This window comes from Glaciimonas sp. OK215, assembly GCF_057787885.1.
The window spans coordinates 5,255,560-5,278,649 of the sequence record NZ_CM173544.1 but is presented as its reverse complement, the minus strand read 5'-3'; the positions used below and the strand labels follow the sequence as shown (position 1 = coordinate 5,278,649).

The 23,090-nt window shown below is 53.5% G+C and carries 19 protein-coding genes, 2 tRNA genes, 3 rRNA genes and 1 riboswitch; of the genes, 17 read left to right on the top strand and 7 right to left on the bottom strand.

What is annotated here, in order from left to right; translation table 11 throughout:
* Nucleotides 1-49: 49 nt before the first annotated feature.
* Nucleotides 50-424 carry a Co2+/Mg2+ efflux protein ApaG gene (apaG, locus tag AC3CHX_RS24275; protein ID WP_488630527.1) on the top strand — a complete coding sequence of 125 codons (375 nt, stop codon included), beginning with the start codon at nt 50-52 and terminating at the stop codon, nt 422-424.
* A gap of 18 nt (nt 425-442) precedes the next feature.
* On the opposite strand, the gene AC3CHX_RS24270 is transcribed toward apaG, so the two are convergent.
* Together AC3CHX_RS24270 and AC3CHX_RS24265 are read right to left on the bottom strand one after the other, a co-directional pair.
* A complete protein-coding gene (locus AC3CHX_RS24270) occupies nt 443-589 on the bottom strand; it encodes a hypothetical protein (RefSeq protein WP_488630526.1) in 147 nt (48 codons plus the stop codon).
* Nucleotides 577-894: a hypothetical protein gene (locus AC3CHX_RS24265; protein WP_488644974.1), complete on the bottom strand. Its 318-nt coding sequence runs from the start codon at nt 892-894 to the stop codon at nt 577-579. Before AC3CHX_RS24265 ends, AC3CHX_RS24270 begins: the two co-directional genes overlap by 13 nt.
* Between AC3CHX_RS24265 and mltA the strand changes: the two genes are divergently transcribed.
* Nucleotides 830-1,816 (top strand): murein transglycosylase A, encoded by a 987-nt coding sequence (gene mltA, locus AC3CHX_RS24260; protein WP_488630525.1) that lies wholly within the window; start codon nt 830-832, stop codon nt 1,814-1,816. The two genes, AC3CHX_RS24265 and mltA, sit on opposite strands and share 65 nt — an antisense overlap.
* A gap of 100 nt (nt 1,817-1,916) precedes the next feature.
* Here the strand turns inward: mltA and AC3CHX_RS24255 are convergent, their stop codons facing one another.
* On the bottom strand, nt 1,917-2,354 hold the full coding sequence (locus AC3CHX_RS24255; RefSeq protein ID WP_488630524.1) for a universal stress protein: 438 nt from the start codon (nt 2,352-2,354) through the stop codon (nt 1,917-1,919).
* 219 nt (nt 2,355-2,573) lie between these two features.
* Here AC3CHX_RS24255 and AC3CHX_RS24250 point away from each other — a divergent pair, with 219 nt between their 5' ends.
* From AC3CHX_RS24250 to AC3CHX_RS24205, 10 genes are all read left to right on the top strand, one after another.
* Nucleotides 2,574-3,350: an enoyl-CoA hydratase gene (locus tag AC3CHX_RS24250; protein ID WP_488630523.1), complete on the top strand. Its 777-nt coding sequence runs from the start codon at nt 2,574-2,576 to the stop codon at nt 3,348-3,350.
* 518 nt (nt 3,351-3,868) lie between these two features.
* Nucleotides 3,869-5,401: ribosomal RNA gene (locus AC3CHX_RS24245) — 16S ribosomal RNA — on the top strand.
* A gap of 125 nt (nt 5,402-5,526) precedes the next feature.
* A tRNA-Ile gene (locus AC3CHX_RS24240) sits at nt 5,527-5,603 on the top strand.
* Between the two features lie 8 nt (nt 5,604-5,611).
* Nucleotides 5,612-5,687, top strand: a tRNA-Ala gene (locus tag AC3CHX_RS24235).
* A gap of 293 nt (nt 5,688-5,980) precedes the next feature.
* Nucleotides 5,981-8,856 (top strand): 23S ribosomal RNA (locus AC3CHX_RS24230).
* 175 nt (nt 8,857-9,031) lie between these two features.
* Nucleotides 9,032-9,144 (top strand): 5S ribosomal RNA (rrf, locus tag AC3CHX_RS24225).
* Together the 16S, 23S and 5S rRNA genes with 2 tRNA genes alongside form the textbook arrangement of a ribosomal RNA operon.
* A gap of 423 nt (nt 9,145-9,567) precedes the next feature.
* A complete protein-coding gene (ruvA, locus tag AC3CHX_RS24220) occupies nt 9,568-10,146 on the top strand; it encodes a Holliday junction branch migration protein RuvA (RefSeq protein ID WP_488630522.1) in 579 nt (192 codons plus the stop codon).
* Between the two features lie 76 nt (nt 10,147-10,222).
* Nucleotides 10,223-11,284: a Holliday junction branch migration DNA helicase RuvB gene (gene ruvB, locus AC3CHX_RS24215; protein WP_488630521.1), complete on the top strand. Its 1,062-nt coding sequence runs from the start codon at nt 10,223-10,225 to the stop codon at nt 11,282-11,284.
* A 40-nt stretch (nt 11,285-11,324) separates the two neighbouring features.
* Complete coding sequence (locus AC3CHX_RS24210; RefSeq protein ID WP_488644921.1) at nt 11,325-11,777, top strand: YaiI/YqxD family protein; 453 nt, start codon at nt 11,325-11,327, stop codon at nt 11,775-11,777.
* Nucleotides 11,778-11,847: 70 nt separating this feature from the next.
* Complete coding sequence (locus AC3CHX_RS24205; RefSeq protein ID WP_488630520.1) at nt 11,848-12,690, top strand: 2-keto-4-pentenoate hydratase; 843 nt, start codon at nt 11,848-11,850, stop codon at nt 12,688-12,690.
* A gap of 103 nt (nt 12,691-12,793) precedes the next feature.
* Here AC3CHX_RS24205 and AC3CHX_RS24200 read toward each other — a convergent pair whose 3' ends face one another.
* Both AC3CHX_RS24200 and AC3CHX_RS24195 read right to left on the bottom strand, forming a co-directional pair.
* Complete coding sequence (locus AC3CHX_RS24200) at nt 12,794-13,240, bottom strand: DUF2147 domain-containing protein (RefSeq protein WP_488630519.1); 447 nt, start codon at nt 13,238-13,240, stop codon at nt 12,794-12,796.
* 110 nt (nt 13,241-13,350) lie between these two features.
* Nucleotides 13,351-16,170: a valine--tRNA ligase gene (locus AC3CHX_RS24195; RefSeq protein ID WP_488630518.1), complete on the bottom strand. Its 2,820-nt coding sequence runs from the start codon at nt 16,168-16,170 to the stop codon at nt 13,351-13,353.
* 236 nt (nt 16,171-16,406) lie between these two features.
* A riboswitch (TPP riboswitch) is annotated at nt 16,407-16,525 on the top strand.
* Between the two features lie 93 nt (nt 16,526-16,618).
* On the opposite strand from AC3CHX_RS24195, the gene thiC reads away from it, so the two are divergent.
* The 5 genes from thiC to thiE all read left to right on the top strand — a co-directional run bounded on the left by thiC (nt 16,619) and on the right by thiE (nt 21,152).
* Nucleotides 16,619-18,532, top strand: a complete 1,914-nt coding sequence (gene thiC / locus AC3CHX_RS24190; protein WP_488630517.1) for a phosphomethylpyrimidine synthase ThiC — start codon at nt 16,619-16,621, stop codon at nt 18,530-18,532.
* An 8-nt stretch (nt 18,533-18,540) separates the two neighbouring features.
* On the top strand, nt 18,541-18,741 hold the full coding sequence (gene thiS, locus AC3CHX_RS24185; protein WP_488644920.1) for a sulfur carrier protein ThiS: 201 nt from the start codon (nt 18,541-18,543) through the stop codon (nt 18,739-18,741).
* Between the two features lie 145 nt (nt 18,742-18,886).
* Nucleotides 18,887-19,699 carry a thiazole synthase gene (locus AC3CHX_RS24180; RefSeq protein WP_488630516.1) on the top strand — a complete coding sequence of 271 codons (813 nt, stop codon included), beginning with the start codon at nt 18,887-18,889 and terminating at the stop codon, nt 19,697-19,699.
* A gap of 20 nt (nt 19,700-19,719) precedes the next feature.
* The gene (gene thiD, locus AC3CHX_RS24175; RefSeq protein WP_488644919.1) at nt 19,720-20,529 is read left to right on the top strand and encodes a bifunctional hydroxymethylpyrimidine kinase/phosphomethylpyrimidine kinase; all 810 of its coding nucleotides are present in this window, start codon (nt 19,720-19,722) and stop codon (nt 20,527-20,529) included.
* Between the two features lie 11 nt (nt 20,530-20,540).
* On the top strand, nt 20,541-21,152 hold the full coding sequence (gene thiE / locus AC3CHX_RS24170) for a thiamine phosphate synthase (RefSeq protein WP_488644918.1): 612 nt from the start codon (nt 20,541-20,543) through the stop codon (nt 21,150-21,152).
* Nucleotides 21,153-21,245: 93 nt separating this feature from the next.
* Here the strand turns inward: thiE and AC3CHX_RS24165 are convergent, their stop codons facing one another.
* Entirely contained in the window at nt 21,246-21,746 is a 501-nt protein-coding gene (locus AC3CHX_RS24165) for a Dps family protein (RefSeq protein ID WP_488630515.1), read from the bottom strand.
* Between the two features lie 107 nt (nt 21,747-21,853).
* Nucleotides 21,854-23,080 carry an MFS transporter gene (locus AC3CHX_RS24160; protein WP_488630514.1) on the bottom strand — a complete coding sequence of 409 codons (1,227 nt, stop codon included), beginning with the start codon at nt 23,078-23,080 and terminating at the stop codon, nt 21,854-21,856.
* Nucleotides 23,081-23,090: the final 10 nt, after the last annotated feature.

Here is a 23,090-nt window from a genome sequence, read left to right as displayed (position 1 = left end):
ACCATTCAGTGAGCTCACTGAACTACTGCCTGAAATAAAGGAAATCTGCATGGCCGCTTATGAATTTACCGTTAATGTCAGGACCCAATATCTGGAAGAGCAATCCGAGCCGGATCGCGATCACTATGTTTTCGCCTACGCAATCACGATCAAAAATACCGGACAGGTGGCTGCGCAGTTAATCTCGCGTCACTGGGTTATCACGGATGCCAATAATTACGTGCAAGAAGTCCGCGGGCTGGGAGTGATTGGCCATCAGCCGCTGCTGCAGCCAGGTGAGAATTTCGAGTACACCAGCGGCACATCGCTGGCAACGCCGCAGGGCTCCATGTTTGGCGAATTTTTCTGCGTGGCAGAAGATGGCGAGCAGTTCGAGTCGCGGATTCCCGAATTCGTTTTGTCGCTGCCGCGCACACTGCATTAATTTCATTGTTAAGCGCTATTAGGCCTCCTGATCGTCATCGTTCTTTGGTGGCGATGCTTTACGCTGTGGGGGCTGATCCGGTTTGCGTCCAGACATCATGGTCCACCAGACAATAAATACAAATAAAAAGAAGGCAACGGACGCCTCAAGAATCAATAACCACATAAAGAATCCTCAATGTCATTCAAGCGCATAAGTCTACCCGTTTCGGCTCTAATTATCGCCCTCAGCATGGTTGCCTGTACCACTTCTCCCACGCTGACGTCACCGACGGCGCCAGAGAAAAAGCCGCCGCCGACAAGCTCCACCGCACCATTGCCAGATATCAAAGCGCCAGCAGGAACGTTGCGGGCAAGTTCTTTCGCGGCGTTGCCCGGTTGGAAAAGTGATGATCTGCGACAGGCAATGCCGGCTTTTCTGGCATCCTGTTCAACCATGGTGAAAAGAGCGGACTGGATGGAGCCATGCACCGTTGCGCGTGATCTTGATGCGGCGAACGAAAGCGCGATACGGACATTCTTCGAAGCATTTTTTACGCCTTATCAAGTTATTAATGCGGATGGCAGCGACAATGGTCTGGTGACTGGATATTACGAACCGTTGTTGCGCGGTGCGCGCAAGCGCGGCGGCGTTTATCAAACACCGCTTTATCGTGCGCCGGAAGATTTGCTGACGATAGATCTTGCGAGCGTCTATCCGGAACTAAAAGGATTGCGCTTGCGTGGTCGCCTGGTCGGAAATCGCATAGTGCCGTATCCGAATCGGGCCGAACTGGATAAAACAGCTAACCTGAGTGGCAAGGAAATTGTCTGGGTCGATGATCCGGTTGATGCTTTTTTTCTGCAAGTGCAAGGTTCAGGGCGAATCCAAATGGCGAATGGCGAAATATTACGCGTCGCTTATGCTGATCAAAATGGTTATCCGTATAAATCGATCGGTCGTTATCTGATTGATAAGGGAGAGTTGACGCTGGCGCAGGCTTCCGCGCAAGGAATCAAAGCCTGGCTGGCTGCAAATCCTTCGCGTCAGCAGGAATTGTTGAATTCCAATCCGAGTTATGTCTTCTTTAAAGAGGAAAAAGTCCTGGACCCTAATCAGGGACCGAAAGGTGCGCAGGGCGTGCCATTGACGCCGCAGCGTTCGATTGCGGTCGATCCCCATTTCATTCCATTGGGCGTACCAGTATTTTTGGCGACAACGCAGCCCAACAGCGTGAAAAACCTGCAGCAGTTAGTTGTGGCGCAGGACACCGGTGGCGCGATCAAGGGCGCGGTGCGAGCCGATTTGTTTTGGGGCTTTGGCAATGACGCGGGGGAGAAAGCGGGGAGAATGAAGCAGCGTGGCACGATGTGGGTGCTGCTGCCGAAATTGTCGACCGTTGCTGGCCGGTGATTATATATAGTGCTTGTCTTGCTCACCTACTCGACGCCTGCTGGCGTCGAGTCACGCCTGATGTCTAACTACTAACTACCGGAAGTTTAGCGGTTTGTGGTTACCGCAATACCAGTACCGGAATGGTGGAATGCGCCAGGACTCTTTGCGTTTTGCTGCCCAGGAATAGTCGGCTTAGGCCGCTACGGCCGTGTGAGGCCATGAAAATCACGTCACATCCATACCTTTCCGCCACGTTAATGATTTCCTCATCGGGATTGAAGGCTTGCGCAGTGAGTATCTCGCAAGCCACCCCAGCCGTCTTTGCCGCATCGGCGATTTTTTGCACATGTAGTTGCGCCAGCGCCAGCATATTCTCTTCATAGGTACCGGGATCCGCAGCCATAGTACTTTCTGCCATCGGTGAAAACGGATAGGGTTCTGCCACGGACAAGCCGATCACCTTGCCATTGCTAAATTTGGCAAATTCAATCGCTGCTGTAATTGCCTTATCCGACAGTGCCGAGCCGTCGGTTGGTACCAGTATGGTCTTGAACATGGAGTCCCCCTGCTATGGATGAAGAAGATGTATCTGCTTTGCAATGGTGGTCAGCTCTAGCCGTTATCGCTATATAGACAGAATAGCGGCGGATAAATTCCGGATGCCCAATACCTCGGGTCGTATTGGTCGTTCTGGACATCGTATCTGTTATCTTGTGGCGCTACAATTAAACCTAGTTAATACTATTTATCCACCTACTGTTGAATGGGAAACGTTATGTCATATGAAGCTATTCTGGTTGAGACGCAAGGAAAAGTCGGACTGATTCGTTTGAATCGCCCGAAAGCGCTGAACGCTTTGAATGATCAGTTGATGAGCGAGCTGGGTCAAGCGCTCCTGAAGTTCGACGCCGATGCAGAGATTGGTTGCATCATCATTACCGGTAGTGAAAAAGCGTTCGCAGCAGGCGCGGATATTGGCGCCATGGCTGGCTACTCATATATGGATGCGTTTAAAGGTGATTACATTACCCGCAACTGGGAAGAAATACGTCGTGTGCGTAAGCCAGTGATTGCTGCGGTTGCAGGTTTCGCGTTAGGCGGTGGTTGTGAGCTGGCGATGATGTGCGATTTCATTATTGCTGCAGACAATGCGAAGTTTGGTCAGCCGGAAATTAAGCTTGGCGTGATCCCAGGTGCTGGCGGTACGCAGCGCCTGCCGCGTTCGGTGTCGAAAGCCAAGGCGATGGACATGTGTCTGACCGCGCGCATGATGGATGCGGTCGAAGCGGAGCGCGCAGGATTGGTGTCGCGGATAGTGCCTTTGGATCAGTTGATTGCAGAGGCACTAGAGGCCGCAACTGTGATCGCGAACATGTCTCTGCCGGCAGTGATGATGATTAAAGAGTCGGTCAATCGCGCATATGAAACGACATTGGCGGAAGGCATTCAATTCGAGCGTCGCCTGTTCCACAGCACCTTCGCTACTGAAGATCAGAAAGAGGGAATGCAGGCATTTTTAGAGAAGCGTTTACCTGTCTTTAAAAATATTTAAGAATTGTGACAAAACCGCTTGCCAGTGGCGGAGCGCCTTGCTATAGTTCGGCCTCTGTTGAAAACGACGCGCAATACCGGAAGCAGCGCAGGCTGATTCGGGGGCGAAGTTGGAGATGGAAACGAGGTTGCAGTGCGGGTGTTTGCAGGGTGTGGAAGCGTTAAAAGCATTTAAGTTGTTTGTAAAAATGATTTAAAAAGCAGTTGACGAAAAGCACGCAACGCCACATAATCTCATCTCTCTGCTGCCGGCAAACAAAACGATTTGTCGGTGCTGCGAACACTACGGTGTGACGCAAAGCAGGGGAAGTTCTTTAACAATTAACAGCCGATAAGTGTGGGCGTTTAATGGAAGTGCAGCGTGAATTGCTTCGGCGGTTTGCGTAAAACTTAAAACATTAAATGTTCACAAAAGAAGAAAATAGGATGCTTCGCAAGGTCAAACTTGGGGAGCGCCTGTCAGTATTTTGAGTGAGCGATAGCAGCGATGCTAGGCAGCAATGCCACAAAACAGAGATTAAACTGAAGAGTTTGATCCTGGCTCAGATTGAACGCTGGCGGCATGCCTTACACATGCAAGTCGAACGGTAACAGGGAGCTTGCTCCGCTGACGAGTGGCGAACGGGTGAGTAATATATCGGAACGTGCCTTTGAGTGGGGGATAACTAGTCGAAAGATTAGCTAATACCGCATACGATCTACGGATGAAAGTGGGGGATTCGCAAGAACCTCATGCTCATAGAGCGGCCGATATCTGATTAGCTAGTTGGTGAGGTAAAGGCTCACCAAGGCATCGATCAGTAGCTGGTCTGAGAGGACGACCAGCCACACTGGGACTGAGACACGGCCCAGACTCCTACGGGAGGCAGCAGTGGGGAATTTTGGACAATGGGCGCAAGCCTGATCCAGCAATGCCGCGTGAGTGAAGAAGGCCTTCGGGTTGTAAAGCTCTTTTGTCAGGGAAGAAACGGTCTTGGTTAATACCTGGGGCTAATGACGGTACCTGAAGAATAAGCACCGGCTAACTACGTGCCAGCAGCCGCGGTAATACGTAGGGTGCAAGCGTTAATCGGAATTACTGGGCGTAAAGCGTGCGCAGGCGGTTGTGTAAGACAGGTGTGAAATCCCCGGGCTTAACCTGGGAATGGCATTTGTGACTGCACGGCTAGAGTGTGTCAGAGGGGGGTAGAATTCCACGTGTAGCAGTGAAATGCGTAGAGATGTGGAGGAATACCGATGGCGAAGGCAGCCCCCTGGGATAACACTGACGCTCATGCACGAAAGCGTGGGGAGCAAACAGGATTAGATACCCTGGTAGTCCACGCCCTAAACGATGTCTACTAGTTGTCGGGTCTTAATTGACTTGGTAACGCAGCTAACGCGTGAAGTAGACCGCCTGGGGAGTACGGTCGCAAGATTAAAACTCAAAGGAATTGACGGGGACCCGCACAAGCGGTGGATGATGTGGATTAATTCGATGCAACGCGAAAAACCTTACCTACCCTTGACATGGCTGGAATCCTTCAGAGATGAGGGAGTGCTCGAAAGAGAACCAGTACACAGGTGCTGCATGGCTGTCGTCAGCTCGTGTCGTGAGATGTTGGGTTAAGTCCCGCAACGAGCGCAACCCTTGTCATTAGTTGCTACGAAAGGGCACTCTAATGAGACTGCCGGTGACAAACCGGAGGAAGGTGGGGATGACGTCAAGTCCTCATGGCCCTTATGGGTAGGGCTTCACACGTCATACAATGGTACATACAGAGGGCCGCCAACCCGCGAGGGGGAGCTAATCCCAGAAAGTGTATCGTAGTCCGGATTGTAGTCTGCAACTCGACTACATGAAGTTGGAATCGCTAGTAATCGCGGATCAGCATGTCGCGGTGAATACGTTCCCGGGTCTTGTACACACCGCCCGTCACACCATGGGAGCGGGTTTCACCAGAAGTAGGTAGCCTAACCGCAAGGAGGGCGCTTACCACGGTGGGATTCGTGACTGGGGTGAAGTCGTAACAAGGTAGCCGTATCGGAAGGTGCGGCTGGATCACCTCCTTTCTAGAGTTTGTACGGACATTAAGCGTCCACACTTATCGGTGTGTTAATAAAGAAGAACAGTTATTAGGTGCGCTGTTTGTGAGCGGAAGATGCTGACGGACTGCCTGCTGATTACTGATCCAAACGGGTCTGTAGCTCAGTTGGTTAGAGCACCGTGTTGATAACGCGGGGGTCGTTGGTTCGAGCCCAACCAGACCCACCACAAGTTTCGGGGGCTTAGCTCAGCTGGGAGAGCACCTGCTTTGCAAGCAGGGGGTCATCGGTTCGATCCCGTTAGCCTCCACCAAAAATCAAACCTAAGTCGAACGCGCGAGCGTTTGGATTTAGGTTTGATCTTTTCAAGATCATTGGCTGTTTTGTTCTTTAACAATCTAGAAGAAGTAAAGATTCGTCCATGATGCGACAGCATTGTGGATGGGTATGATTGTATCAAATCAAAAAGTATGTAAAGAGTTCTCAAAAGAGCATGCGTTAAGCATGCGATGCGAAAACACTTTGGATACGGCAAACGCTAAACTCATAGAAATACCTCTATAGCCGCTTTTTGTCTGTGAACGCAGGCAGAAGCTAACGTTATAGGGACAAGTGAATAAGTGCACATGGTGGATGCCTTGGCGATTACAGGCGATGAAGGACGTAGTAGCTTGCGATAAGCTGCGGGGAGCGAGCAAACACGCATTGATCCGCAGATTTCCGAATGGGGAAACCCACCCTTTTAGGGTATTGCATACTGAATACATAGGTATGCAAGGCGAACGTGGCGAACTGAAACATCTAAGTAGCTACAGGAAAAGAAATCAACCGAGATTCCCAAAGTAGTGGCGAGCGAAATGGGAACAGCCTGCAAGATTTAGCATCAGCGATAATGGAACACCCTGGAAATGGTGGCCATAGAGGGTGATAGCCCCTTACATGAAATCGGTGGTGTGGAACTAAGTTTGCGACAAGTAGGGCGGGACACGTGTAATCCTGTCTGAACATGGGGGGACCATCCTCCAAGGCTAAATACTCGTAATCGACCGATAGTGAACCAGTACCGTGAGGGAAAGGCGAAAAGAACCCCGGAAGGGGAGTGAAATAGATCCTGAAACCGTGTGCATACAAACAGTAGGAGCGGACTTGTTCCGTGACTGCGTACCTTTTGTATAATGGGTCAGCGACTTACATTCAGTGGCAAGCTTAACCGTATAGGGAAGGCGTAGAGAAATCGAGTCCGAATAGGGCGTTCAGTCGCTGGGTGTAGACCCGAAACCAAGTGATCTACTCATGGCCAGGATGAAGGTGCGGTAACACGCACTGGAGGTCCGAACCCACTAATGTTGAAAAATTAGGGGATGAGCTGTGGGTAGGGGTGAAAGGCTAAACAAACTTGGAAATAGCTGGTTCTCTCCGAAAACTATTTAGGTAGTGCCTCAAGTATCACCATCGGGGGTAGAGCACTGTTATGGCTAGGGGGTCATTGCGACTTACCAACCCATTGCAAACTCCGAATACCGATGAGTGCGAGCTTGGGAGACAGACGCCGGGTGCTAACGTCCGACGTCAAGAGGGAAACAACCCAGACCGCCAGCTAAGGTCCCAAAGATTGGCTAAGTGGCAAACGAAGTGGGAAGGCTAAAACAGTCAGGAGGTTGGCTTAGAAGCAGCCATCCTTTAAAGAAAGCGTAATAGCTCACTGATCGAGTCGTCCTGCGCGGAAGATGTAACGGGGCTAAGCCAGTCACCGAAGCTGCGGATATCAATTTATTGATATGGTAGGAGAGCGTTCTGTAAGCCTGCGAAGGTGTCTTGTAAAGGATGCTGGAGGTATCAGAAGTGCGAATGCTGACATGAGTAGCGATAATGGGGGTGAAAAGCCTCCACGCCGTAAGCCCAAGGTTTCCTGTTCAACGTTCATCGGAGCAGGGTGAGTCGGCCCCTAAGGCGAGGCAGAGATGCGTAGCTGATGGGAAGCAGGTTAATATTCCTGCACCGTCGTGTGATGCGATGGGGGGACGGATCGCGGAAGGTTGTCCGACTGTTGGAATAGTCGGTTTTTGGCTCAGAGAAGGCTGTTAGGCAAATCCGGCAGCGTAATTCAAGGGGTTGAGACGAGTGAACTTGTTCACGAAGCAATCGGAAGTGGTTCCAAGAAAAGCCTCTAAGCTTCAGTCACACGAGACCGTACCGCAAACCGACACAGGTGGGCGAGATGAGTATTCTAAGGCGCTTGAGAGAACTCGGGAGAAGGAACTCGGCAAATTTGTACCGTAACTTCGGGATAAGGTACGCCCCGGTAGCTTGACTGGCTTGCGCCATGAGGGTGAAAGGGCTGCAATAAAAAGGTGGCTGCGACTGTTTAATAAAAACACAGCACTATGCAAACACGAAAGTGGACGTATATGGTGTGACTCCTGCCCGGTGCTGGAAGATTAAATGATGGGGTGCAAGCTCTTGATTGAAGTCCCAGTAAACGGCGGCCGTAACTATAACGGTCCTAAGGTAGCGAAATTCCTTGTCGGGTAAGTTCCGACCTGCACGAATGGAGTAACGATGGCCACACTGTCTCCTCCCGAGACTCAGCGAAGTTGAAATGTTTGTGATGATGCAATCTACCCGCGGCTAGACGGAAAGACCCCATGAACCTTTACTGTAGCTTTGCATTGAATTTTGAACCAATCTGTGTAGGATAGGTGGGAGGCTTTGAAGCGTGAACGCTAGTTTGCGTGGAGCCAACCTTGAAATACCACCCTGGTTTGTTTGAGATTCTAACCTTGGTCCGTTATCCGGATCGGGGACAGTGCATGGTAGGCAGTTTGACTGGGGCGGTCTCCTCCCAAAGTGTAACGGAGGAGTTCGAAGGTACGCTAGGTACGGTCGGACATCGTGCTAATAGTGCAATGGCATAAGCGTGCTTAACTGCGAGACTGACAAGTCGAGCAGGTACGAAAGTAGGACATAGTGATCCGGTGGTTCTGTATGGAAGGGCCATCGCTCAACGGATAAAAGGTACTCTGGGGATAACAGGCTGATTCCTCCCAAGAGTTCATATCGACGGGGGAGTTTGGCACCTCGATGTCGGCTCATCACATCCTGGGGCTGTAGCCGGTCCCAAGGGTATGGCTGTTCGCCATTTAAAGTGGTACGTGAGCTGGGTTTAAAACGTCGTGAGACAGTTTGGTCCCTATCTGCCGTGGGCGTTGGAAATTTGAAGGGGGCTGCTCCTAGTACGAGAGGACCGGAGTGGACGAACCTCTGGTGTACCGGTTGTCACGCCAGTGGCATTGCCGGGTAGCTAAGTTCGGAAGAGATAACCGCTGAAAGCATCTAAGCGGGAAACTTGCCTTGAGATGATATTTCCCGGGAACTAGATTCCCCTAAAGGGTCGTTCGAGACCAGGACGTTGATAGGCTGGGTGTGGAAGCGTAGTAATACGTTAAGCTAACCAGTACTAATTGCCCGTGAGGCTTGTCCCTATAACCTTAGCAGGTTATATGGTGAGCTTATTTGTTTGCCAGAAATGTGCAATCATACCCAGTGCTGCAGGCACCTGATCAATCAGGTCTCTGCAGTACAAAAAAAACATACTTTACTTCTTCCGGATTGCGTTGCTTGTTGCCCTATTGGGAACAAACAACACTACAGTTTATGCCTGATGACCATAGCGAGTTGGTACCACCCCTTCCCATCCCGAACAGGACCGTGAAACGACTTTGCGCCGATGATAGTGCTGCAACCAGTGTGAAAGTAGGTCATCGTCAGGCTCTTATTAGAAAACCCTCCCCGAGCAATCGGGGAGGGTTTTTGCTTTGGGGCGGCGCTTCCTGCCTTGCCGCCGATGGCAGCGCGCGCTTCCCCCGCAACTGGACAGGGTTGCAAACCCCCGCCTTATGCCAAGACGCGGGTACCGCTCCGCCTAAGAACTACTACCAACTCTGGTGGAAGCGTCGAAAATCCCGCTCATTAGCGCTGACTTAGCTGATTTCGATAGCGGATTCGCTTCTTAACGATTAAAGGAGGACTGAGTTACCTAGCTGCCAGACAAGTAATTTTTATTGCGATTGGGAAATATCGACCTTTGTTATTGGGCATTTCTACAGCGCTTAAGCGCGAAACTGTACAACTACTGTGTTTTTAACCAGTTGTCCTGTATGATTTGCCTTACTTCTTACTAAGGTCATACTCCGATGATAGGTCGTCTCTCTGGAACGTTGCTTGAAAAAAATCCGCCGCAACTGTTGATTGATTGCAATGGCGTCGGCTATGAAGTCGGAGTGCCCATGAGTACCTTTTACAATCTTCCTGGAATTGGTGAAAAAATTGTATTGCTGACCCATTTGGCGATACGTGAGGACGCGCATGTGCTGTTCGGTTTCGGTACTGCCGAAGAGCGCACCGTGTTCAAGCAATTGATCAAGATCAGCGGCGTCGGCGCCCGTACCGCTCTTTCGATCCTGTCCGGTATGTCTGTACCTGATTTGGCTCAGGCAGTTACGCTGCAGGAAGCGGGGCGTTTGACGAAGGTCCCGGGTATCGGTAAAAAGACGGCCGAGCGCTTGTTGCTTGAGCTAAAAGGAAAACTGGGTGCCGATATCGGCGCGGCAGGCGGACGTGCGGTTAGCGATGCGACTGGGGATATCTTGAATGCGCTTATCGCATTGGGCTATTCGGACAAGGAAGCGTTGCTGGCGCTGAAGCAAATACCTGCCGATGCCACGGTGTCGGATGGCATCAAACTGGCCTTGAAGGCGCTATCCAAGTTATAGCGCTAAGACTCCTTAAACATTCTAATATGTTGTTGTCAGCCATATACAACTTATCCAGCCCGGCTACAATCCGACCATGAGCATTCAAACCGACGACTTTACCGAGCAGCGCATCATCGCAGCGACACCAGCCTCCGCAAATGAGGAGGCAATTGAGCGTGCGTTGCGGCCCAAGCATCTGGATGAATACGTCGGGCAGCAAAAGATCCGTGAGCAGCTGGAAATTTTTATTACTGCAGCCCGGCAACGCAAGGAAGCGCTGGATCACACGTTGTTGTTTGGCCCACCGGGACTTGGCAAAACGACTCTTGCTCACATTATCGCTCGCGAAATGGGTGTTAATTTACGTCAAACTTCGGGACCGGTACTGGAGCGTGCTGGCGACTTGGCGGCGTTGCTGACGAATCTGGAGGCCAACGACGTCCTGTTTATCGATGAAATTCATCGTCTTTCACCAGTTGTGGAAGAAATTTTGTATCCGGCGCTGGAAGATTATCAAATAGATATTATGATTGGCGAAGGTCCGGCCGCCCGTTCGGTCCGGCTCGACTTGCAGCCATTTACGCTGGTTGGGGCAACCACGCGCGCCGGGATGCTGACCAATCCGCTGCGCGATCGCTTCGGCATCGTGGCGCGGCTGGAGTTTTATACGCCGCAAGAACTGACCAAGATCGTCACCCGCAGCTCCGCGTTGTTAAACGCGCCGATAGTCGGTGACGGGGCTTTTGAAATTGCCAAGCGCAGCCGTGGCACGCCGCGCATCGCCAACCGGCTTTTACGTCGTGTGCGTGACTATGCCGAGGTCAAGGGAAATGGTGAAATCACCAAGGTAATGGCGGATGCGGCGCTCATCATGCTGGACGTCGATCCGGTCGGCTTTGACGTGATGGATCGCAAGTTGCTGGAAGCCGTATTGTTTAAATTCGGTGGTGGTCCGGTCGGTCTCGACAATCTGGCTGCAGCGATAGGCGAAGAGCGCGACACCATCGAGGATGTGCTGGAACCGTATCTGATACAGCAAGGATTTCTTCAACGCACACCGCGTGGCCGGATTGCCACCCCGGCGGCCTACGCTCACTTTGGCGTTAGCGCACCGCAGACCGGGCCCAACGGCGAATTGTGGGGGCAAAATCAATAACCGTGTCAACAGTGGAGTTTCGGCGCCGCAACCAGTGCAAATCCAGATATGGGTGGATGCTGACGCATGCCCCAATGTTGTTAAGGAAATCCTGTTTCGGGTCGCCGACCGACATCAAATTGCCGTCACGCTGGTTGCGAATAAATTACTGCGAACGCCCCCGTCACGTTTTATTAAGGCGATTCAGGTGCCGTCAGGATTTGATGTCGCCGACCAGGAAATCGTACGTTTGCTACGTGCGGGAGATTTGGTGATTACCGCGGACATCCCGTTGGCAGCAGAAGTCCTTGAAAAGGGTGGCGATGCGCTCAATCCACGCGGTGAGTTTTATACCAAAGACAATATTCAGCAGCATTTGACGATGCGTAATTTTATGGATGAGTTGCGTGGTTCCGGTGTCGAAACCGGTGGCCCGGCAGCATTTAGCCAGAGTGACCGGCACGCATTTGCGGCCCAGCTCGATCGCCATTTACAGAAATTTTGCATTCCATAATCTGCTGCTTGTGTAAAAATTAAACGTCACAGACAATGCGATAGTCTTCACTAATTTGTGTAAGCGAACCATGCTCATGTCCACCAAAGCTAATCGGTATGCGCATCAACTTATTGATGCGAGAGCCAATGCTCGACTGCTACCACCATTGTCAGATGGCGAGGTGTTATCGCTTGCCGACGGTTATGACATCGCAAAACGGGTCCTTGATGTCAGCATTAGCCAGGGCGAAGTACCAGTAGGGCGCAAGCTTGGCTTTACGAATCGCACCTTATGGCCGAAATATGGTGTCAACGAACCCATCCGTGCGCTCATTTGGGCGCATATTTTTGAGAGTACGGTGCGTTATGCCGATGACAATCGCGGCATCCAGAGCCTCGAAGGTGCGGTGCAACCACGGATTGAGCCTGAGATTGTGTTCAAGTTGGCAACTACGCCATCACCGAATGCGAGTATCGACGAATTAGCGGAATGTATCGAGTGGATGGCGCACGCTTTTGAAATCGATGTTTGCCCTTTTCCTGATTGGAAGTTCGAGGCGGCGGATGCAATCGCAGCGTTTGGCCTGCATGGCACCCTGATCATTGGTGAGCCGCACGTGCTGTCGGCGGCGACACGGCGCAATTTGGGTGAAATACTGGCCAATGCCAGCGTTTCATTGTCTTGCTGCACCGAGGATTCGGTGACGTTGTGCGGTGCCGGTTTCGGCAGCGATGTGTTGGACAGTCCACTCCACGCACTTTGGCAGTTGCATCAGCTACTTAATGCGCAACCGCAATTTGCGCCGTTGACTGCTGGCGAAATTATTACCACAGGTACTTGGACGGACGCTTATCCGGTACAGCCTGGACAAACGTGGGTCACGGCATTTTCCGGCATCGCGTTACCTGGCTTGACTGTGTCTTTCATATAAATACATGCGCTGCACGTTTTACCGCTGGTAAGCAGCGAATCCCCCCCAAAAAAGCCACGCAGTCTATAAATTGCGCGGCATTTTTTATTGCTGGTGCGTACTGCTATTCTTCACGTACCCAAGTCTGTGTCCGTCCCAGCATCGGAACACCAATATACCCGCGCACATTCAACTTCTTGCCATTCTCGACCAGTGACATCTTGCTCTTGTAGACTTTGCCATTGGCCGGATCCAGGATTTTGCCGCCGCTGTAATCGCTACCATCCGGCCTCATGCCCTGCAAAATCGTCATGCCGATAAGCGGTTTGTCCTTTTCGTCGCCCTCGCATTTGACACATTTCGGATTCTGATCTTCGCTGGCGTCACGGAATAGCTTTTCGATCTTCCCTCTTAGTTCGCCATTTGATTCGCTAATCCGAATCAGCGCTTTTGGTTTGCCGCTCTGGTCATCGATGCTTTTCCACAGGCCAACCGGCGTTGCGGTTTGCGCAAAGGCGCCGGATGCCAGCAGCAGGCTGACGACGAGAATACCGACCGAAAGTTTTTTCATGCACTTGTCTCCTTTTGTTTTTGCCGTGCGTAACCTGATCTTGGCTACCGATCCGCTTACGCACAGCGACTTACAGGACTTTCTTGTGCAATGCGCTTTGTGACTTGTTGTTAATCCTTCAGTTTGCCAAACTGTTCGCGCAGGTTGAGCAGGGTTGCAGAAAAGTTAGCTACGCGTTCCTGTTCCTGAGCCACCACCTGCGCTGGTGCCCGTGCAACAAAGCTTTCATTGCCAAGTTTTGCCTGTGCTTTGGTGATTTCCGCTTCCAAACGTGTGATTTCCTTGGTAAGGCGTTCACGTTCTGCGGCAACATCAATTTCGACCTTGAGCATCAGCTTAGCATTACCGACGATGGATACCGGTGCCGGCGATTCGGGTAATAGCTCTAATACTTGTACTTCAGATAATTTCGCCAATCCTTGCAGATACGGGGCGAACGATCGCAATGCGGCTTGCTGCGCTGCATCGCCCGCGATAATCAGCGGTACCCGCAAAGCCGGTGATAGCTGCATTTCGCCGCGCAGATTGCGGCAGGCGTCGGTCAGGGATTTCAGCTCTGTCATCCACGCTTCGGCTTTTTCATCGACTTTCTCTGGCCGTGGTTCCGGGTAGGATTGACGCATGATCGAGTCGCCAGCCGGATCCAGCACCTGACCGGTCAATGGCGCAACGCTTTGCCACAACGCTTCGGTCACGAACGGAATGATCGGATGCGCCAGACGCAAAACTGTTTCGAGTACGCGCAGCAGTGTACGGCGAGTGGCTTGCTGTTGCGCCGCGCTGCCGTGTTGCATCTGGATTTTTGCGACTTCCAGATACCAGTCGCAATACTCATCCCAGACAAATTTGTAAATTGCCGACGAAATGTTGTCGAAACGATAGTCGGCGAAGCCTTTGGCGATCTCGCCTTCGGTCCGTTGCAATTGCGAAACGATCCAGCGATCGGCATACGAGAAATCCAGCTTCTCTTTGTTGCACTCGCCCGGTGTATGGCCTTCAAAACCGCAATCCTTGCCTTCGGTATTCATCAGCACGAAGCGGGTGGCATTCCACAATTTGTTGCAGAAATTCCGATAGCCATCGCAACGGCTCAGGTCGAAATTGATGTTGCGGCCGAGTGTTGCCAGCGAGGCAAAGGTAAACCGCAGCGCATCGGTGCCAAACGCCGGAATGCCATCGGAAAATTCCTTGCGTGTGGCCTTGGCGATGCTGTCAGCCTGCTTCGGATTCATCAGGCCTGCGGTGCGTTTGGCGACTAACGTTTCAACATCGATGCCATCAATCAGATCAATCGGATCGAGGGTATTACCCTTCGATTTCGACATTTTCTGACCGCTGCCGTCGCGCACCAGTCCGTGCACATACACCGTGCCGAACGGTACTTTGCCGGTGAAGTGGGTGGTCATCATGACCATGCGCGCAACCCAGAAGAAGATAATGTCAAAACCGGTCACCAGCACCGACGATGGCAGGAACATCTTGTAATCGGGTGTTTCTTGCGGCCAGCCGAGTGTCGAGAATGGCACCAGCGCAGAGGAGAACCAGGTATCGAGCACGTCTTCATCGCGCCTGATGGTCTTGCCGCCGGCTTGCGCCTGTGCTTCCGCTTCGGTACGCGCGACGTAGATTTTTCCGTCTTCGTCATACCATGCGGGAATCTGATGACCCCACCACAGTTGACGCGAAATACACCAGTCCTGGATATTGTTGAGCCACTGGTTGTAAGTGGTGGTCCAGTTCTCCGGCACCATCTTGATTTCACCATTGGCGACTTTTTCCAGCGCGACTTCAGCAATCGATTTGCCCGGGAAATGGGTGCCTTCCGGCGCAGCCTTGCTCATCGCCACAAACCATTGATCGGTCAGCATCGGCTCGATCACGACGCCGGTACGGTCGCCACGCGGCACCATCAATTTATGCGGTTTGACGGATTCCAGCAAACCCTGGGCGTCAAGGTCGGCGACGATTTGCTTGCGGGCAACGAAGCGGTCCAGGCCTTGATATTGAGCTGGCGCGTTGTCGTTGATTTTGGCATCCAGCGTCAGGATATTGATCTTGTCCAGGTTGTGTCGCTGACCAACGGCATAGTCGTTGAAATCATGCGCCGGCGTGATCTTGACGCAGCCGGTGCCGAACGCTTTGTCAACGTACTCATCGGCGATGACAGGAATTTGACGGCCGCACAACGGTAGCGTCAGCATCTTGCCAAGCAGATGCGCATACCGCTCATCGGTCGGATCAACGGCGACGGCGACGTCACCCAGCATGGTTTCGGGACGGGTAGTGGCAACCGTCACATGACCGCTGCCGTCGGCGAGCGGATAATGGATATGCCACATCGAACCGTCTTCCTCCTCCGATACCACTTCCAGGTCGGAGACCGCAGTGCCTAACACCGGGTCCCAGTTGACCAGGCGCTTGCCGCGATAAATCAAACCTTGTTCGAACAGGCGTACAAAGACTTCGGTCACCGTGCCCGACAACTTCGGGTCCATTGTGAAATATTCACGATCCCAATCGGTGGACGAGCCGAGACGACGCATCTGGCCGGTGATGGCGGAGCCGGATTGTTCTTTCCATTCCCAGACTTTTTCGATGAATTTTTCACGGCCTAAATCATGGCGTGAAATTTTCTGTGCATCGAGTTGACGCTCGACCACGATCTGGGTAGCGATACCGGCGTGGTCGGTGCCGGGAATCCACGCGGTATTGAAACCGCGCATGCGGTGATAGCGTACGAGGCCATCCATGATGGTCTGGTTGAATGCGTGGCCCATATGCAAAGTGCCGGTCACATTCGGCGGCGGCAGCTGGATGCTGAACGATGGTTTGCTGGCATCGGTGGTGGCGGCGTAATACCCGCGCTTTTCCCACTCGCTACGCCAAAATTGTTCAATCTCGGCAGGGTCGAAAGACTTGGCTAATTCCATGATTTAGTGGTGTTTTTTGCTAAAACAGTGATTATAAAGGACGACACTGTTTGCTTCGGCAGATAGGGACGACATATTTGCGGCGAGTGGCGATTAAACTTGCCTGGTTGCAATATGGTTGGCTTTTTTTGTTTGTTCTCGTTGATTGACGCGCGAGATTAAATGTAAATCTTGACGGCGGGCCAGAGGTAGGTGTTAGAATCCACAACGCTGACTCAGGATATAATCCTGAGTTGGCAAAACGCTAGGGGTCCTGGTTGCACGTGTTAAACAATTAACGCTGGCAATTGGGTGAGAAACACCCTCCGAACCTGATCTGGGTAATGCCAGCGAAGGGAAGCTGTCGAGTTTGTTGTTGGCCGATACACCGTAACTCCGTTATTGCGCCGCATTCCTCGAAAACTCCTTTGCTGGCTCCAAGCCAAGACAACCACGCAAAGGAGCCACAATGAACGCCAATCCAAAATTTCTATCCGCCACAGCCACGGTGGATGAAGCTGCCATTCAGCCACTACCGAATTCCCGCAAAATCTATGTCACCGGATCGCGCCCGGATATTCGCGTGCCGATGCGACAAATCAGCCAATCCGATACTGCAGCTTCGTTCGGTGCTGAAAAAAATCCACCGATTTATGTGTATGACACGTCGGGACCGTACTCCGATCCTGACGTCAAGATCGACATCCGTTCCGGGCTGTCGACACCGCGCACGCCATGGATACTGGAACGGGATGATACCGACGAATTGCCGGGACCTAGTTCCGACTATGGCATCGAACGCTTAAACGATCCGAAGCTGGCAGAACTGCGCTTCAACCTGCATCGCAAGCCGCGCCGCGCCAAAACCGGTAAAAATGTCTCGCAAATGCACTATGCGCGTCAGGGCATCATTACGCCGGAGATGGAATATGTCGCCATCCGCGAAAACATGCGTCGCCAGGAATATCTGGAAGAGTTGAAAGCATCCGGTCCAATGGGCAACCGGTTGGCGGATTTGATGGGGCGTCAGCATCCGGGGCAGTCGTTCGGGGCCAGTATTCCGGCAGAAATTACGCCGGAATTCGTGCGCTCGGAAATCGCCCGCGGTCGTGCGATTATTCCTGCCAACATCAATCATCCGGAAATCGAGCCGATGATTATCGGGCGCAATTTCCTGGTCAAGATTAACGCCAACATCGGCAACTCGGCTGTCACTTCATCGATCGGCGAAGAAGTCGAAAAGATGACCTGGGCGATTCGTTGGGGCGGCGATAACGTCATGGATTTGTCGACCGGCAAACACATCCACGAAACCCGCGAATGGATCATCCGCAACTCCCCGGTGCCGATTGGTACGGTGCCGATTTATCAAGCGCTGGAAAAGGTCAATGGCAAGGCTGAAGACCTGACCTGGGAAATTTTCCGCGACACACTGATTGAGCAAGCCGAACAGGGTGTCGATTACTTCACCATCCATGCGGGCGTGCGTTTGCAATACGTGCCAATGACGGCCAAACGCTTGACCGGCATCGTTTCGCGTGGCGGTTCGATCATGGCGAAATGGTGTCTGGCGCATCACGAGGAATCTTTCCTGTACACGCACTTTGAAGACATCTGCGAAATCATGAAGGCCTATGACGTTTCGTTCAGTCTCGGTGATGGCCTGCGTCCAGGCTCGATCTATGACGCCAATGATGAAGCGCAACTGGGTGAGTTGAAAACGCTGGGCGAGTTGACCCAGATCGCCTGGAAGCACGACGTCCAGGTGATGATCGAAGGCCCCGGCCACGTGCCGCTGCATCTGATCAAGGAAAACATGGATCTGCAACTGGAGCAATGTGACGAAGCACCGTTCTATACGCTGGGACCGTTGACCACCGATATTGCACCGGGTTACGACCACATCACTTCCGGTATCGGCGCCGCGACCATCGGTTGGTACGGTACGGCGATGCTGTGCTATGTCACGCCGAAAGAACATCTGGGCTTGCCGAACAAGGCTGACGTCAAGGACGGCATCATCACCTACAAAATCGCCGCCCACGTCGCCGATCTGGCCAAGGGCCACCCTGGTGCACAGATTCGTGACAATGCACTGTCTAAAGCGCGTTTCGAATTCCGTTGGGATGACCAGTTCAACATCGGCCTCGATCCGGACAAGGCGCGTGAATTCCATGACGAAACCTTGCCGAAAGATTCGGCCAAAGTAGCGCATTTCTGCTCGATGTGCGGTCCGCATTTCTGTTCGATGAAGATCACGCAGGAAGTCCGCGAATACGCCGCAGCGCAAGGGATCACTGAGATTGCCGCGCTGAAGAAAGGGATGGAAGTGAAGTCCATCGAATTCATCAAAAACGGTGCGGAAATTTACAGCAAACAGTGAGCGCGATGATGGAAATCGAACTTAACGGCGCGCCGCATCAACTCGATGACAGGCAGACATTGCAACAGTTGGTAGCGGCGCTTGCGCTGTCTGGCAAAGCGATTGCAGTGGCGGTCAATCGTCAGGTGGTGCCGTCGCACTTGTGGCCGCAGCATGTGCTGCAGCCGCAGGACAAAGTCGACATGGTGCGCGCAATCGGTGGGGGATAGCAGGGCGGATTACGCCACGACGACGGGCTGGTTGGGCGGTAACGCCCAACACCCGCACCCGCAACGCTTATCGTTGTTGGCGACGTCAGTTGTCGGGTAGCGCCGAGCTCCACCCAACCTCCAAAGCAGCAGGAAAGGATACATCATGAACATGAACGATACCCCTCCAGAAAAACAACAAGATGTAGGGCTGACCATCGCTGGAAAAACTTACCGTTCGCGCCTACTGGTCGGCAGCGGTAAATATCGCGATCTGGAACAAACGCGCGAGGCGACCGAAGCCAGCGGTGCCGAAATCATCACGGTGGCGATCCGACGCGTGAATATCGGCCAGGACCCGAGCGCACCGAGTTTGCTGGACGTCGTGCCGCCTTCGCGCTATACGATATTGCCGAATACCGCCGGTTGTTATACCGCTGCAGATGCGGTGTATACCTTGCAGCTGGGGCGTGAATTATTGGGTGGTCACAAGCTGGCAAAGCTGGAAGTCCTTGGTGATGAAAAGACCTTGTTTCCGAATATGCCGGAGACCTTGAAGGCCGCTGAAATCCTCGTCAAAGATGGTTTCGATGTGATGGTGTATTGCAGCGATGATCCGATCCAGGCGCGTATTCTGGAAGAAATCGGCTGTGTTGCAGTGATGCCGCTGGCTTCACTGATTGGCTCCGGCATGGGTATTTTGAACCCGTGGAATCTGTCGCTGATCATCGAGCAAGCCAAAGTGCCGGTGCTGGTCGACGCAGGCGTCGGCACCGCTTCCGACGCGGCGATTGCAATGGAGCTGGGTTGTGACGGCGTCCTGATGAATACCGCGATAGCCGGCGCGCGCGATCCGATTCGCATGGCGCGGGCAATGCGACTGGCGGTTGAGGCTGGGCGCGAAGCTTATCTGGCGGGGCGGATTCCAAAGCGGTTTGCCGCTTCGCCGTCGTCGCCGATGGCAGGGCGCATCAAGTGAACTTAAGCACGTCGAAGCGGATGACGCCACCCTGCGTTCTGGTATTTTCCGGCTCCGACCCAAGCGGTGGTGCCGGCCTGCAAGCCGACATCACAGCGATCGCCGCACTTGGTGCGCACCCGATGTCGGTAGTGACGGTTCTGACGGTGCAGGATAACCAGCGTGTCTTCGGGGTTTATCCAGTGGCTGCCGATCTGGTACGTCAACAGGCGCAGGTACTGGTGGACCGGATCGAGATTGCTGCGGTCAAGCTCGGTATTGTCGGCAATCGCGCCAATGCTGAAGTGATCGCCGCGATCATACGAGACTTGCGCACGCGCCAGTCGAACTTGCCGGTGGTGTTTGATCCGGTGCTGGCCAATGGTGCCGGCGATACGTTGTCGAATGAAGATCCGATAGCTGCGCTTGCGCCGTTGTTTGCGCTAGCAACGGTGATTACGCCGAATCGGATTGAAGCCAACCGCATCTGCGGTGATGAGCAACATCCCGACCTCCAGGCGCAACATCTGCTGGCACGCGGTTGTCAGCATGTGCTGCTGAAGGGCGGGCATGGCCCGGAGCAGGATCATGTGTTGAATCGTTGGTACACCCAAGATCAACAGCGCAGCTGGCGCTGGCCGCGCTTGGCGGGCGAATTTCATGGCAGCGGTTGTACCTTGGCCGCTGCGCTGTCGGCATTGCTGGCGCAGGGAATGGCGATGGAGCAGGCGATCGCGGCGGCGCAGACGTATTGCCAACAGGCGCTCGCATCGTCATATGCGATTGCCGATGGTCAGCGTATACCCAATCGCACGCTGCCATTTTTACAGCAAACGAAGGAACAAGCATGAAAGATAGCCGCATGAAAGGTCTGTATATTGTCACGCCCGATTGGGATGACACGGCAATGTTACTGGCGGTCAGCGAACAGGCGTTACAGGGTGGTGCGGCGTTGTTGCAGTATCGCCACAAGACTGCCGATGCGGCGCTACGTCAACAACAGGCTGAGCAACTGCTGGCGCTGTGCCGTCGCTATCAGCGGCCGTTCATCATCAATGATGACGTTGCGTTGTGTCTGGCGCTGGATGCGGATGGCATTCATGTCGGCGGTACCGATGCCGGCGTGGCGGAGGTGCGTGCCAAGGTCGGTCCGGACAAAATCGTTGGCGCATCCTGCTACGGCAGCATGGAACTGGCGCACCAGGCTTACCGTTCCGGCGCCAGCTATATTGCCTTTGGCGGGTTTTATCCATCGCGGGTGAAGCAGTACGAGGTGAGTACGCAGCCGGCGATTGTGACGGCGGCCAAGGTCGAGATTCCATTGCCGAATGTGGTGATCGGTGGCATGACGCAGCAGAACGCAGTGCCGTTGGTGGCTGCCGGCGCGGATATGGTGGCGGCGATTAGCAGCGTTTATTCGGCGCAAGATCCGGCTGCGGCAGCGCGTGCGTTTGTCGATCTGTTTGCAAAATAGACGGGCTGCTGCCGAATGGCTGCGTCGCCATAAAAAAACGGTGCTGTCTGCACCGTTTTTTACGACTGAATGCCAATCGGCGGCAAGCTTACATCAACCTTCCAGCAAGCTGCGCAACATCCACGCATTTTTCTCATGCAGTTGCATACGTTGCGTCAGCAGGTCAGCTGTCGGTTCGTCCGAAGCCGCATCGACCACCGGGAAGATAGAACGCGCGGTACGGGTGACGGACTCCTGACCTTCCACCAGTTGCTGAATCATCGCTGCGGCGCCTGGAACACCTTCTGCTTCGGCGATAGACGACAGCTTGGCAAATGCGGCATACGAACCTGGCGCCGGATAACCGAGTGCGCGGATGCGTTCTGCAATCAGATCGACGGCCAGTGCCAGTTCGTTGTACTGCCCCTCAAACATCAGGTGCAATGTATTGAACATCGGCCCGGTGACATTCCAGTGAAAGTTATGGGTTTTCAGATACAGCGTGTAAGTATCGGCCAGTAATTTGCTGAGGCCATCTGCAATTTTCTTGCGATCTTTATCGTTGATGCCGATGTTGATTGCGGCGACGTTTTTCTTCGCAGCTGTTTTTGCCATTGCATGATTCCTTCCGTGAGTATGGGATTTGCCAAGGGGCTGGTGCCGGACTATTTTATGTCAATTTGTGCAATAGTGAAAAACTGGCTAATAAGGCGGATGCCTATTTATTCGATCGACATATTTCCCATCGCTTGCTCCGCGCGCCGAAAAAGCGCGATTGTCAATGCGACGCCGGCCAATGCTGCCAGCGCAGCGAACAGGAAGACTTCGGGATAACCAAATGCAGTGGCGATCAATCCGGCCAGTGGCCCGGTAATGCCGAGCGCGACATCCAGAAACACCGAATACGCACCCAGGGCACTGCCGCGATTATGCTGCGGTACTATGCGTACCGCTTCGACGCCGAGCGCCGGGAAAACCAGTGCAAAGCCAAACCCGGTCAGTGCCGCTCCACACAACGCCACCCAGGGGGCAGTGGAAAATCCCAGCAGCAGCAGTCCTAGCGCTTCAACCGCAAAGCAGACTACCGCAACCCGGAACCCGCCGAAGCGGCCGATCATGCCGGCAAATATCAGGCGCGCGCCGACAAAGAAGCTGCCAAACAAGGTCAGCGCAAAGGCGGCATTCGACCAATGATGGCTGGCATAAAACAGCGTGATAAAGGTAGCGATCGAGCCGAATCCGATCGACCCTAGCGCCAGGCCGAGGCCGTGCGGCAACACGCGTCGCAACACATGGCGAAACGGCAGATGCTCACCTTTGATCACGGCAGTCGCCTGTTTGAGGCGGGCCAGGCAATAGCCGATGACCCCCAGCGCGACTACCGCCGCGCCCACCAGCGGTAAGCCCCAGGCATGGACGATCACGACGCCAAGCGGCGCTCCCACCGCCAGTGCGCCATAGGTAGCGATACCATTCCACGAAATCATGCGCGCGGTATGTTCGGCGCCGACCCGCCCAATACCCCAGGTAATCGCACCGGTGCCGACCAGGCTTTCGGCAGAACCGAGTACCAGCCGGCCAATCATCAACACACACAGGCTAAGCCACGGAATATGCGTCAATAGGGCAGCGACCATCAGAATGGCACCGCTTACAGCGCATCCCATCAAGCCATACAGCACCGCTGTTTTGGGGCCGACCGAATCGGCGATACGCCCGGCGTGGGCACGGCTCAGCATGGTCGCCAGATATTGCACACTGATGGCAAGTCCGGCCAGCACCGAGCTGTAGCCGAGGTCGACGTGGACATAACCGGGCAACACTGCCAGCGGCAGGCCGATGGTCAGATAGCAGAGGAAAGTGAAAAAAGCGGTAGAGACAATATGAAAAGTAATAGCGCTCTGCGAAACGGGCGGGGCAACGCGTTCCAGGCGGGCTTGTTCGGGCATGATAGACAAC

What these genes read in the sequence shown, in the direction of transcription:
- thiD (WP_488644919.1), top strand. Translation starts at nt 19,720, where the DNA reads ATGACGCCACCCTGCGTTCTGGTATTTTCCGGCTCCGACCCAAGCGGT.
- thiS (WP_488644920.1), top strand. Translation starts at nt 18,541, where the DNA reads ATGGAAATCGAACTTAACGGCGCGCCGCATCAACTCGATGACAGGCAG.
- AC3CHX_RS24250 (WP_488630523.1), top strand. Translation starts at nt 2,574, where the DNA reads ATGTCATATGAAGCTATTCTGGTTGAGACGCAAGGAAAAGTCGGACTG.
- AC3CHX_RS24160 (WP_488630514.1), bottom strand. Translation starts at nt 23,080, where the DNA reads ATGCCCGAACAAGCCCGCCTGGAACGCGTTGCCCCGCCCGTTTCGCAG.
- AC3CHX_RS24255 (WP_488630524.1), bottom strand. Translation starts at nt 2,354, where the DNA reads ATGTTCAAGACCATACTGGTACCAACCGACGGCTCGGCACTGTCGGAT.
- mltA (WP_488630525.1), top strand. Translation starts at nt 830, where the DNA reads ATGCCGGCTTTTCTGGCATCCTGTTCAACCATGGTGAAAAGAGCGGAC.
- thiC (WP_488630517.1), top strand. Translation starts at nt 16,619, where the DNA reads ATGAACGCCAATCCAAAATTTCTATCCGCCACAGCCACGGTGGATGAA.
- ruvA (WP_488630522.1), top strand. Translation starts at nt 9,568, where the DNA reads ATGATAGGTCGTCTCTCTGGAACGTTGCTTGAAAAAAATCCGCCGCAA.
- apaG (WP_488630527.1), top strand. Translation starts at nt 50, where the DNA reads ATGGCCGCTTATGAATTTACCGTTAATGTCAGGACCCAATATCTGGAA.
- AC3CHX_RS24200 (WP_488630519.1), bottom strand. Translation starts at nt 13,240, where the DNA reads ATGAAAAAACTTTCGGTCGGTATTCTCGTCGTCAGCCTGCTGCTGGCA.
- AC3CHX_RS24205 (WP_488630520.1), top strand. Translation starts at nt 11,848, where the DNA reads ATGCTCATGTCCACCAAAGCTAATCGGTATGCGCATCAACTTATTGAT.
- thiE (WP_488644918.1), top strand. Translation starts at nt 20,541, where the DNA reads ATGAAAGGTCTGTATATTGTCACGCCCGATTGGGATGACACGGCAATG.
- AC3CHX_RS24180 (WP_488630516.1), top strand. Translation starts at nt 18,887, where the DNA reads ATGAACATGAACGATACCCCTCCAGAAAAACAACAAGATGTAGGGCTG.
- AC3CHX_RS24270 (WP_488630526.1), bottom strand. Translation starts at nt 589, where the DNA reads ATGTGGTTATTGATTCTTGAGGCGTCCGTTGCCTTCTTTTTATTTGTA.
- ruvB (WP_488630521.1), top strand. Translation starts at nt 10,223, where the DNA reads ATGAGCATTCAAACCGACGACTTTACCGAGCAGCGCATCATCGCAGCG.
- AC3CHX_RS24165 (WP_488630515.1), bottom strand. Translation starts at nt 21,746, where the DNA reads ATGGCAAAAACAGCTGCGAAGAAAAACGTCGCCGCAATCAACATCGGC.
- AC3CHX_RS24195 (WP_488630518.1), bottom strand. Translation starts at nt 16,170, where the DNA reads ATGGAATTAGCCAAGTCTTTCGACCCTGCCGAGATTGAACAATTTTGG.